Source organism: Paenibacillus sp. HJGM_3, assembly GCF_045062745.1.
Taxonomy (GTDB): domain Bacteria; phylum Bacillota; class Bacilli; order Paenibacillales; family NBRC-103111; genus Paenibacillus_AA.
The window spans coordinates 331,209-342,571 of record NZ_JBJGED010000004.1 but is presented as its reverse complement, the minus strand read 5'-3'; the positions used below and the strand labels follow the sequence as shown (position 1 = coordinate 342,571).

General features: G+C 61.3%; 10 protein-coding genes. 8 read left to right on the top strand and 2 right to left on the bottom strand.

Annotated elements, in window-relative coordinates; translation table 11 throughout:
- From ACI5FR_RS07050 to ACI5FR_RS07040, 3 genes are all read left to right on the top strand, one after another.
- The coding region (locus ACI5FR_RS07050; protein ID WP_405452211.1) for an iron-containing alcohol dehydrogenase at positions 1-689 on the top strand (689 nt) is incomplete at its 5' end.
- A 33-nt stretch (positions 690-722) separates the two neighbouring features.
- A complete protein-coding gene (locus ACI5FR_RS07045; RefSeq protein ID WP_405452208.1) occupies positions 723-1,952 on the top strand; it encodes an aminopeptidase in 1,230 nt (409 codons plus the stop codon).
- A complete protein-coding gene (locus ACI5FR_RS07040; RefSeq protein ID WP_405452205.1) occupies positions 1,953-2,486 on the top strand; it encodes a hypothetical protein in 534 nt (177 codons plus the stop codon).
- 9 nt (positions 2,487-2,495) lie between these two features.
- Here the strand turns inward: ACI5FR_RS07040 and ACI5FR_RS07035 are convergent, their stop codons facing one another.
- The gene (locus ACI5FR_RS07035; protein WP_405452202.1) at positions 2,496-3,494 is read right to left on the bottom strand and encodes a P-loop NTPase family protein; all 999 of its coding nucleotides are present in this window, start codon (positions 3,492-3,494) and stop codon (positions 2,496-2,498) included.
- 279 nt (positions 3,495-3,773) lie between these two features.
- Here ACI5FR_RS07035 and ACI5FR_RS07030 point away from each other — a divergent pair, with 279 nt between their 5' ends.
- From ACI5FR_RS07030 to ACI5FR_RS07010, 5 genes are all read left to right on the top strand, one after another.
- Positions 3,774-5,357: an extracellular solute-binding protein gene (locus tag ACI5FR_RS07030; RefSeq protein WP_405452199.1), complete on the top strand. Its 1,584-nt coding sequence runs from the start codon at positions 3,774-3,776 to the stop codon at positions 5,355-5,357.
- Positions 5,358-5,465: 108 nt separating this feature from the next.
- The gene (locus ACI5FR_RS07025) at positions 5,466-6,365 is read left to right on the top strand and encodes an ABC transporter permease (RefSeq protein ID WP_405452196.1); all 900 of its coding nucleotides are present in this window, start codon (positions 5,466-5,468) and stop codon (positions 6,363-6,365) included.
- Between the two features lie 24 nt (positions 6,366-6,389).
- The gene (locus ACI5FR_RS07020; RefSeq protein WP_405452193.1) at positions 6,390-7,253 is read left to right on the top strand and encodes a carbohydrate ABC transporter permease; all 864 of its coding nucleotides are present in this window, start codon (positions 6,390-6,392) and stop codon (positions 7,251-7,253) included.
- A 73-nt stretch (positions 7,254-7,326) separates the two neighbouring features.
- Entirely contained in the window at positions 7,327-9,132 is a 1,806-nt protein-coding gene (locus tag ACI5FR_RS07015) for a sensor histidine kinase (RefSeq protein ID WP_405452190.1), read from the top strand.
- Positions 9,133-9,168: 36 nt separating this feature from the next.
- A complete protein-coding gene (locus tag ACI5FR_RS07010; protein ID WP_405452187.1) occupies positions 9,169-10,107 on the top strand; it encodes a response regulator transcription factor in 939 nt (312 codons plus the stop codon).
- Positions 10,108-10,498: 391 nt separating this feature from the next.
- Here ACI5FR_RS07010 and ACI5FR_RS07005 read toward each other — a convergent pair whose 3' ends face one another.
- A complete protein-coding gene (locus ACI5FR_RS07005) occupies positions 10,499-11,329 on the bottom strand; it encodes a sugar phosphate isomerase/epimerase family protein (protein WP_405452185.1) in 831 nt (276 codons plus the stop codon).
- Positions 11,330-11,363: the final 34 nt, after the last annotated feature.

The window sequence follows — 11,363 nt, the reverse complement described above, 5'->3', positions numbered from 1 at the left end:
AGCTCGGCTGGGGATCGCCGCTCGTCGCTCCGAAGTTCTCGATCCTCGATCCCGCCTATACGGTTACGGTCCCGAGAGACCAGACGGTTTATGGGATGGTCGATATTATGTCGCATGTTTTTGAAAGTTATTTTCACGCCCCCTTCACCCCCACCCCGATCCAAGACGGCTGGGCGGAGACGCTGCTGCGTACCGTCATCGACACGGCTCCGAAGCTGCTGGAGCGCCTGGACGACGTATCCGCCCGGGAGACGATCCTGCTGGCGGGGACGCTGGCACTGAACGGCACGATCAGCCCGGGCTTCCGCGGCGATTGGGCGACGCACAACATCGAGCATGCCGTATCGGCCGTGTACGATATTCCGCATGGGGGCGGCCTCGCCATTCTGTTCCCGAACTGGATGAAGCACGTCCTGGAGACGAATGTAGGCCGGTTCAAGCAAATGGCGGTGAACGTCTTCGGCATCGACGCGGCCGGCAAGTCCGATCGCGCCGTGGCGGAGGAAGGCATCGAAGCGCTGCGGGCGTTCTGGAACTCGATCGGCGCACCGGCCCGGCTCGCCGATTATGACATCGATGACAGCCAACTGGAAGTCATGGCCGAGAAGGCGATGAAGTACGGACCGTTCGGCAACTTCCGGCAATTGAACCGCGAGGACGTCCTGGCGATCTATCGATTGTCTCTGTAACTATCTTAGATGTGGAAGAGGAGCTGGAATGCGATGAAATCGTTCGAAGAAAAACAGAAGCAATACGCCGAGCTGCTGGTCCGGATCGGAGTGAATATTCAACCCGGGCAGACGCTGATCGTCAAATCCAGCCTGGACACGGCGGCGTTCGCCCGCCTGCTCGCGAAGACGGCCTACGAGGCCGGAGCTCGAGAAGTCCTCGTCGATTGGGACGATGACGACCTGAGGCGCATCCGGCTGCTGCATGCCCCGGATGAAGCGATGGACGACTTCCCGCAGTGGATCGCCAAGGGCTATGAGCAGATGGCGGAGGAAGGCGCCGCCCTGCTGCAGATCTATGCGCCTAACCCGGATCTGCTGAAGGACGCCGACCCGGTGCGCGTAGGCCGCGTGACCAAAGCGAGAGCGCTCGCGTTCCAGACGTTCAATACGTATACTCGAACCGCGAAGATCAGCTGGCTGATCGCCTCCGTGCCGACGCCCGACTGGGCGGCCAAGCTGTTCCCGGAGCTCGGGACCGAGGCGGCGATCGCCAAGCTGTGGGAGGCAATCTTCCAGATGAACCGGGTGAACGAGGCCGATCCGGTGGAAGCATGGAAACGGCACATCGCCCATCTGAACGAGCGGCGCGTCGCCCTGAACGAGCAAGCTTTCGCGAAGCTGCACCTGAGGGCGCCGGGCACCGACTTGACCGTCGCTCTGCCGGCAGAGCATCAATGGGTGTGCGCCGAGCAGCTGAACGCCAAGGGCGTGACGTTCGTGCCGAACTTGCCGACGGAAGAGCTGTTCTCCATGCCGGCCAAGCTCGGCGTGGAAGGCACGGTCAGCAGCACGAAGCCGCTGAACCATGGAGGCCGCGTCATTGACGGATTCTCGCTGACCTTCCGCGAGGGGCGGATCGTGGACTACAAGGCGGAGACGGGCTATGACACATTACAGCAGCTCATCGAGACGGACGAAGGCTCCCACTATCTGGGCGAGATCGCCCTCGTGCCGGACGAGTCGCCGATCTCGCAGTCGAACATCGTGTTCTTCAACACGCTGTATGACGAGAACGCCTCCTGCCACCTCGCAATCGGCTCGGCGCTTCCTTTCTGCCTGAAGGGCGGCACCGAAATGAGCCAGGAAGAGTTAGCCGAGCGCGGGGCGAACAAGAGCTTGATTCACGTCGACTTCATGATCGGCTCGGCCGAGATGGACATCGACGGCGTGAAGACGGACGGCACGCGGGTGCCCCTTTTCCGTCAAGGGAGCTGGGTGTAGGTGATCGCAGGGTTCATAGTAGGCTGCGAAATCGCCTTCTGGCTGTTCGTCCTGGCGGGCTTGTTCGCCCGCTATATCCTGCGGCGGCGGCAGCTGGGCACCGTCCTGCTGCTCTGCACGCCGCTCGTGGACGTGGCGCTGCTCGTCGCCACAGTGGTAGAGCTTCGCGGCGGCGGCATCGCCAGCTTCGTGCACGGACTGGCCGCCGTCTATATCGGCGTGTCGGTGGCCTTCGGCCACGCGATGATTCGCTGGGCGGACGCTCGGTTCGCCCACCGGTTCGCCGGGGGCCCCGCTCCGGTGAAGCCGCCCAAGGGCGGTCCGGAGCATGCCCGGCGGGAGCGCACGCTGTGGCTGCGCCACCTGGTCGCGTATGGGATCGGGTGCGCGATCCTTTGGGCGATCGTCCTGCTCGTGGGCGACGCTGCGCGGACGGAGAGCCTGCGGGGTACGATGCAGCTGTGGAGCCTCGTGGTGGCGATCGATTTCGTCTGGAGCTTCAGCTATACCTTTTGGCCGAAGAAAGTGAGATGAGGGCGGGAACTACCGTTTCACGTATGCATGATGGACCGCTCCGCCTAATAAGTTCGGCCCGGTCAGATACATACGAACGTCGGAATCCATCTCCTCGAACCGGACTTGGAAGGGGAGCGATTGAACATCGAACACCTTGTCCTCGAAGGGAAGGAGTGTCGACTGCGGCCATGTTTGTGGCAATCCGTCGGCGATTAACAGTCCGTTCACGCAGCGAATTTGGACTAGTGGTTTTGCCGGGTCGGAATCTTCGATAGAATGATAGAAGCCCTCGAGCTGGGACAAGGTTGTAGAATCAAGCCGGGGTGCGGGTTCGGTTAGCGGGTGATTCAGGAAATCCGCTACCAAGCGACCATAAGCTTGCCAGTCGAGCGCAGAATTATCAATCGACAGTTTTTTGAGCTTGAGACTCCGGAAGAATTCATCCGTCATGGCACGGTAATCTTGCCAATATTGCACCATCCCTTCGAACCCGTGCAAAGCACGGGTTTTCCCGTATGCACACTCGGTGGCCGCCCGTATGAAGCGACTCTCCGTCTCTCCGCCCCGTCGGGTAACGATAGTTCTCAGTGCTTTCCCGATATCCTTCTGATAGGTGTAGATGAGGGCGGGCTTACAGGGCTCCAGGATTCGTTCGACTTCCAGCACGTAATCCTTAATCGTATGTACCGGGACATTGTAGGGAAAGAGGCTCCAAGTTAAATAACCGAAGAGACAGCTGTCGATGAGGATCACTTCCGAGGACGCCTGTAGGGCCGAGCTGAACGATCTCCAGCGGTGCAGCGCCTTCTCGATTACGGATAAATAATGGCCTGCCGCCAGCTCATCGACTACTCGGAGCATCGATTCGGGGTCATCGAATATGTACACCGGATGGCCTTGCTCTTCCTCGTACCACCACTTGTGCGGAATCCCCAACCGGTGCAGCTGGCGAGCCAGGAACTGCGCGGTTGTGGACTTGCCGGATCCGGGAATCCCTTCTAAAAGAATCAATTTGGTGTCTAGCATCAGTTTGCACGGCCACCTTTCGTACGTTTAGCACTCTCGACACGAGAGTGCTAAACCATTTATACTCAGATTAGCCCAACCAGCCGGAAAAGTACAGATCCTTTTCCAGCTGTACGTATCACCCAATTTCCCCTAACAAGCACCCGGGCCATTTAAAAAATCTCATACCCTCGCTGGAAAATCACATAGGAAACAGCCTGGGCCGAAGCTATACTGAAACTAAATCGAAGGGCCCTCGATTGAAAGCGCATTCACCGATCACGAGAAAGGGGTATTCGTTTGCACAAGAAACTAACCGCATGGTCCCTGATCGCCACGCTCACCGCTACGGCGGCGCTAGCCGGCTGCGGGAAGACCGAGGACAATAAACCGGCAGACAGCTCGGCACAACCGGCCGCGAACAAGAAAATCAACATCCTGCTCTCCCACTCCGAAGCCGCTTATGCCAAGCAGGCCAAGGCGGACGACCCTTACATCAAGGAACTCAGCCGCCTGTCCGGGTACGACCTGAAGTTCGAGTTCCTCGGCCACGCCGATTACGCCCAGCAGCTGTCGCTGCGCTTCGCGTCCGGCGAGCTGGGCGATCTGATCCGCACCCCGGAGATCAACTCCACTATCCATACGGGGGCCGTCGACCAAGGCGTGTTCCTCGACCTGAAACCGTTGATAGACAAATACGGCCCGAACTTGAAGAAGAAGATTCCCGAGACCGCCTGGAATTCCCCCCGCGTGTCGAAGGACGGCAAAATCTACGGCATCCCCGTCTTGACCGGCGTCCCGGCCGACCGCGTCGTGTTCGTGCGCCAGGATTGGCTGGATAAGCTGAAGCTGCCGGCGCCCAAGACGATCGACGACTACCTGAAATATTTCGAAGGCGTCAAGAAGGAAGACATGAACGGCAACGGCGATCCGAACGACGAATACGGCATCGGCATGTTCGACGGGCTCGGCTGGACCGATATTTTCAGCTCCGCCTTCGGCGTCTCGCCGGGCCTGTACAACCTGCGGAACGGCCAGCTGACGCCGGACATGATCGATCCGAAGATGAAGGACGTCATCTCGTTCTACAAGAAGCTGTACGACAACGGCTACGTGAATCCGAACCTGTTCACCCGCAAGGAAGCCGAGCATAACGCCGCGATCGCGAAAGGCGAGATCGGCTCCTGGGGCGCCGCGGTGTACCAGTACACGGCCGGCTACAACGCGGAGGGCGCGAAGAAGACGTTCCTCAACCAGCCGGGCGCGTCAGTCAGCATGAATGCGGCGCCGAAAGGCGCGGACGGCAAGGGCGGCCTCGGTGCCCAGGGCGACGACATCTACTTCGTCTGGGTCATCCCGAGCAAGACGAAGAACCCGGAGGAAATCATCAAGTTCCTCGACTGGGCGTGGAGCGATCCGGCGGCAGATCAGTTTTTTGCCTACGGCATCAAGGGCACGAACTACACCGAGGAGGGCGGCAAAATCAAATACGACATGGCCGCCAGCGTGAACGCGGACAAGAATACGTTCCAGATGTACCAGCTGTCGCTGAACCTACGCGAGATCGGCTTCGCCTCTCCGCTAGTACTCAAAGCGATGCCGGATGCCGACGTGATGACCAAGGGCTACGACCTCGCCAAGACGAACCTGATCAAGCACGACGGGCTCTACATGCCCCGGCTGAAATCGCTCGACGGCAAGCCGGAGCTGGCCATCGGCTTCGCTACCGGCAACCTGTTCACCGACATGTTCGCCAAGGTCGTAACGGGTACCGAACCGATCGATACCGCCTTCGACAAGTTCGTGTCCGAATGGAAGAAACGCGGCGGCGACGCCGTAATCAAGGAAGCGACGGATTGGTACAATTCGTTCCACAAGAAGTAGGCCATAGCTGGACCGGGGAAGCGGCGCTACCGGCGCCGTTTTTCCATCCATGCATCCATCTCTTCCATCCGACTGACAAGTCTCAACCAACTAGGGAGGCGTGAGCCCTTGCGCAAATCGAGCTACTCCAAAGACGCCCTGCAGGTGCTGCTGATCGCCCTTCCGGGTCTGATCGCCCTGTTCCTGTTCAAATACGTGCCGCTCGCCGGCAATGTGATCGCGTTCAAAAACTACAACCTGTTCCAGGGCATTTGGCAAAGCGACTGGGTTGGCCTGGACCATTTTCGCCGCATGTTCGCGTTTGAGGATTTCTCTAAAATTTTTTGGAACTCCGTCCGTCTCGGCTTTTATTCGATCCTGTTCGGCTTCCCCGCCCCTCTCGTCCTGGCGCTGCTGCTAAACGAGATGCGGGTCGCCTGGTTCAAGCGCTCGGTCCAGACGCTGCTCTACTTGCCTCACTTCCTGTCCTGGGTCATCGTGGGCGGCATCTTCTTCAACCTGCTGGATGTCAAAGGCTTCGCCAACAAGCTGCTCGGAAGCTGGGGTGTCGCACCGATCGACTTCATCGGCAACCCCGATACGTTCCTCGGGACGATTATCACGATCGGGATCTGGAAGGAAGTCGGCTGGGGGATGATCATCTACCTCGCGGCCTTGGCCGGGGTGAACCCGAACCTGTACGAAGCGGCCATGGTGGACGGGGCGAGCCGGTGGAGACAAATGTGGCACATCTCGCTGCCCTCGATCATGCCCGCGATCGTCGTGCTGCTCCTGTTGCGTATCGGCAATTTGCTGGACGCCAACATCGAGCAGATGCTCATCTTCCTGAATCCGCTCGTCCGGGACGTCGGCGAGGTGTTCGACACCTACATTTACCGCGTCGGCCTGCTCGGCAGCCAGTTCAGCTATACGACCGCCATCGGCATTTTCAAATCCGTCATCGGGCTGCTGCTCATAGTCGGCGTCAATACGCTCAGCAAACGGACCACCGGCGAAAGCATCTACTGAATTTACTGAAGAAAGGAGCCTCCCATGCGCCAAACCCGCTTGTTCCCGATCGTGAACGGCACGCTATTGACCGTCGTCTGCTTCCTCATGGTCGCGCCGATGCTGCATCTGCTGGCCGTCTCGCTCAGCGCGCCGCAATACGCCAACGCCCGGATCGTGGGCCTGTGGCCCCGAGGGTTCCAGACCGACGTCTACGCGGAGATCCTCCGCTCGCCCTGGCTGTGGCGCTCGATGGCTGTTAGCGTGTACATCACCGTTCTGGGCACCCTGATCGCGCTGCTGCTGAACTCCTCGCTCGCCTACTCGCTCTCCCGGGCGTTCATGCCGGGCCGGAAGTGGTTCCTGAAGCTGATCCTGCTGACGTTCATCTTCCCGGTCCCGCTCATCCCGAGCTACTTGCTTGTAAAAGAGCTGGGCATGCTCGATACGTTATGGTCGCTGATGGTGCCCGGGGCGATCGGGGCGTTCTATATTTTCATCATCAAAGCGTTCTTCCAGGGCATCTCGAGCGAGCTGTTCGACGCCGCCAAGATCGACGGCAGCAGCGAAGCCGGCATCTACGCCAAGCTGGTGCTCCCGCTGTCGATGCCGGTACTGGCGACGATCGCCCTGTTCCACGCCGTCGGGCAGTGGAATTCGTACTTCTCGGCGATCATTTTTTTGCGGACCAAATCGCTGTACCCGCTCCAAGTGCTGCTGCGCAACATGATCGTCGAGGACGGGTCGAACTCGGGGATCGACAATAATTTTCAACTGAACATGCAGTTCACCCCGGAAATGATGAAGGCGGGCATCGTCCTGTTCGCGACCGTCCCGATCTTGATCGTCTACCCGTTCCTGCAAAAATATTTCGTCCAAGGCGCCATGCTCGGCTCGCTCAAGGAATAGCCCGTTCCCAGCCCGTCCGCAAATGCGGTATGATAAGCGTAAAATCCGGCCCGCCCGGAGCTCGAGTCCGGAGGTGAGTCCGATCTGGAAGATCAACTTGGCGAAGCGAATACCGACCCCCCTGTTCACGATCCGCGCCAAGCTGGCGGGCTTGTTCCTGCTCCTGTTCCTGCTGCCCTTCTCCGTGTCGGCGATGCTCTGGTACGAGAAATCGACGGCCTCGATCGAGGAGAACGCGGTGCAGACGACCGAGCAGCTGCTCATGCAGATGAACCGGAATCTGGATTACTACCTCTCGGATGTGAAAAAAGCGACCGTACCGCTGCTGACGAATCCGATCGTGCAGCAGTTCATTCGGCTGGAGCCGTCGGAAGTCTACAAGCAGTTCATCGTCAGCGAGCAAGTGAAGCTGGAGCTGTATCCGAACTATGTGTACGGGCGGAAGGACGTGTATGGCTTCACGCTGCTGTCCTCCAAAGGCGTCTATCACAGCAATGTCGATATCAGCGACCGGATCCGCTCCTATCTCGATCTGGATGCAGGCGAAGACAACTACCGCTATCTCGGCATCAGCCTGGTGCAATCGACGCCGGTGCTGACCATCTATCGCAAAATCTACGACAACACAACCTACCGGGCCGGCGGCGCTCTCGTGATCGATCTGCTGCTGGACCCGATTCTTGAGACGATCGACAACGTCCGCCTGGGACAAACCGGCGTTATCTCTATCGCCGGGGCCGACGGCGCGTACCTGTACCATCCGGACCGGCAGCTCTGGGGTGCGCCGATCCCGGCTCGCTATAAGGAACGGCTGGGTAGTCAGGGGCAGGTCCACTTCGTGAGCGACGGACCGGACGGGGATCAGCTCGTCATTGCCTTTCGCTCCGAGTTCACGGGGCTGACTCTGATCTCCGAGGTCCCGCTTCGCGAGCTGATGGAGAAGCTGGTGTTCATGCGCAATCTGACGGTCGTGCTCGGCGCCGCGATGCTGCTGTTCGCCGTCATCATGATCGTGGGCTTCTCCCTCTCGATCACGAAGCCGCTGTCGCTGCTCATGCGGCTCATGAAGAAGGTGGAGCTCGGGAATCTGCAGATCCGCGCCCCGGGGCGCAGGGATGAGATCGGCCGGTTGAACGAGGGCTTCAATCGGATGCTGGACGAGATCCAGCGGCTGATCGAGATCGTGCATACGGCCGAGATCCGGGAGAAGGAGATGGCGATCAAGCAGCGGGAGTCGCACCTGCAGTCGCTGCAGCTGCGCATCAATCCCCACTTCCTGTACAACACGTTGGAAGCGATCAATGCGTACGCGATTGTCGCCAAGGTGAAGCCGATCAGCCAGATGACCGTCTGGCTGTCGCAGATTCTGCGGTACAGCATCAGCCACCCCGAGAAGGTCGTGCCGCTCGCCGAAGAGATGAACCAGGCGTTCACATACTTCAACATCCAGAAGGAGCGGTTCCAGGACCTGCGGCTCGAGGTCGAGCTCGACCCGGACTGGCTGGACCGGGTCCGCATCCTGCCGCTCACGATCCAGCCGATCGTGGAGAATGCCTTCATGCACGGGTACGAGAAGCGGAAACGCAAGGCTGAGTATATCGGCCTGTTCGGTCGGGCCGACCCGGAAGGGTACGTGCTGCGGATCGAGGATCGCGGCCTCGGGATGCCGCCCGAGCTGGCCGCGGCCTATAACGAGGCGTTCCGGGAGGTCACGGAGCAGGACATGCTGAAGCCGGACTTCCAGCGCTTCCCCCGGCTCGGCCTGTGGAACGTACACAGCCGGTTGCGGTTGGCGTTCGGCATCCCGTACGGGCTCACGATCGTCCGGTCCGACGAGCGCGGCACCGTCATCGAGATCCGGCTGCCTTACGCAGTGTGAGAGTTGCCGCTTAACGAGGAGAAGGAGGTTGCACGCATGTACAAGGTCATCATCGCGGACGACGAGCATCTGGTGAAGCTCGGGCTGCGCACGCTGCTGCACGACGAGACGACCGACTTCCGGGTCATCGGGGAGGCGGAGGACGGCGCCGAAGCGCTGGCGCTCATCGAGCGGCTGCAGCCGGACCTGCTGCTCACCGACATCCGAATGCCGGTGATGGACGGGCTGGAGCTGCTGCGCGAGGTGCACGGCCGCGAGCTGCGCACCGAGACCGTGCTCGTCTCCGGCTACGGCGAGTTCGCCTATGCGCAGGAGGCGCTCCGGTACGGCGCGGCCGACTACTTGCTGAAGCCGATCCAGGCGGACGCCCTGCTCGCTCTGCTCGGGCGGCTGCGCGAGAAGTGGCGCGCGGAGCGGGGTGGCGATGGGGCGGACACGGCGGCAGGTGGGAGTGAGCGCGGCGGCAGGGCTGGCGGTCGCGATGCCGCGGAAGGCGACGGCGAGACGGAGCGCGGCGGCGATGCGGTGGCCGGCTGGGCGGGTCCGGAGGCGGTCGTCGAGGTGGACGACGCGCGCCTCGTCCGGGCGGTCTCGCCAGCCGCCTCCTTCCTGCGCGCGGAGGCGGAGGCCGGGCATTCCGGCTACAAACCCTTGGTGGCCGAGGCGCTCGCTTATATGGAATCGCGCTTCGACGATCCGCAGTTCTCCCTGAGCGAGGTGGCCGGGCATCTCCACATCTCCCCCGCGTATTTCAGCTTCATGTTCAAGAAGATCGAGGGCGTGCCGTTCATTCAGTACTTGACGCGGATGCGGATGGAACGGGCGAAGGCTATGCTGCAGGACGGAAACAACAAAATCTACGTAGTGGGTCACGCCGTCGGCTACCCGGAATATACGCATTTCACCAAGGCGTTCAAAAAGTACGCGGGCTGCAGTCCAACGGAGTACCGTCAGCAGTTGGAGGAGGGGGGATAGTCGTGTGACCGGCCGGGTTCCGGCCTTGCAGCGATGCGGTCGCGCTCGACGCGCATTTTAAGGCCGGTTTCCGGCCTTGCAGCAGTGCGGGCGCGCTCGACGCGCATTTTAAGGCCGGGTTCCGGCCTTGCAGCGGTGCGGGCGACCTCGCGCCGCGTTCTAAGGCCGGGTTCCGGCCTTGCAGCGGTGCAGGCGCGCTCGACGCGCATTTTAAGGCCGGGTTCCGGCCTTGCAGCAGTGCCGGCGCGCTCGACGCGCAGTCTAAGGCCGGGTTCCGGCCTTGCAGCGCTGCGCGCGACCTCGCGCCGCGTTCTAAGGCCGGGTTCCGGCCTTGCAGCGAAAAGGGACCCGGCCATCTGAACGGCCGGGTCCTTTCTATTCACAACTCCAATTAGCAATGCTCCAAGTAACGCTGCTTCATCGTAGCGACCACTTCGTCCCCCGGCGTATCCCAGATCGCCTGGTTGAAGATCTCCACCTCGATCGGGCCGGTGTACCCGGCCTGCTCGACGGCTTCGCGCATGCGGCGCAGCTCGATCAAGCCGTCGCCCATCATGCCGCGCCCGAGCAGCATATCCGGCATCGGCACGATCCAGTCGGACACATGGAAGCCGAGGATGCGGCCGTCTTCGCCCGCGCGGGCGATCTCGCGGTACAGGTTCGGGTCCCACCAGACGTGGAACACGTCGACCACGACACCGACTTCATGCGCGGCATGCCGCCGCGCCATCGTCGTCGCTTGCTCCAGCGTGACGATGACCGAGCGCTGCCCCGCGTACATCGGATGCAGCGGCTCGATGCCGAGCTTCACGCCGCATTGCTGCGCGTACGGCACGATCTCGGCGATGCCGTCGGCCACCTGAGCGCGCGCGCCGTCGATGTCGCGGTCCGCCGCCGGCCCGCACACGAGCACGAGCACCTCCGCGCCCAGCTCCGCCGCCTCTTCAATCGCGCGGCGATTGTCGTCGATGCGCTCCCGGCGCTCGGCGGCCGTGGCCGCGGGGAAGTACCCCCCGCGGCACAGGCTCGAGACGCGCAGGCCGGCGTCCTGCGCCAAGCGCTTGCTCGCCGCGAGTCCCGCGTCGGCGACCTTGTCGCGCCACATGGCGATCCATGGCACGCCCGCCCGCGCGCAGCCGTCGACCGCTTCCTTCATGTTCCAGCGGTTCGTCGTGATTTGGTTCAAGCTAAGCCGATCTATATTCTGAAACGGTTGTGCCATTGCAAATCCTCTCCTTCCCAAGTACGCCTCCGTT

Coding starts and splice junctions, on each gene's coding strand:
- ACI5FR_RS07045 (WP_405452208.1), top strand. CDS start 723: ATGAAATCGTTCGAAGAAAAACAGAAGCAATACGCCGAGCTGCTGGTC.
- ACI5FR_RS07035 (WP_405452202.1), bottom strand. CDS start 3,494: ATGCTAGACACCAAATTGATTCTTTTAGAAGGGATTCCCGGATCCGGC.
- ACI5FR_RS07020 (WP_405452193.1), top strand. CDS start 6,390: ATGCGCCAAACCCGCTTGTTCCCGATCGTGAACGGCACGCTATTGACC.
- ACI5FR_RS07010 (WP_405452187.1), top strand. CDS start 9,169: ATGTACAAGGTCATCATCGCGGACGACGAGCATCTGGTGAAGCTCGGG.
- ACI5FR_RS07005 (WP_405452185.1), bottom strand. CDS start 11,329: ATGGCACAACCGTTTCAGAATATAGATCGGCTTAGCTTGAACCAAATC.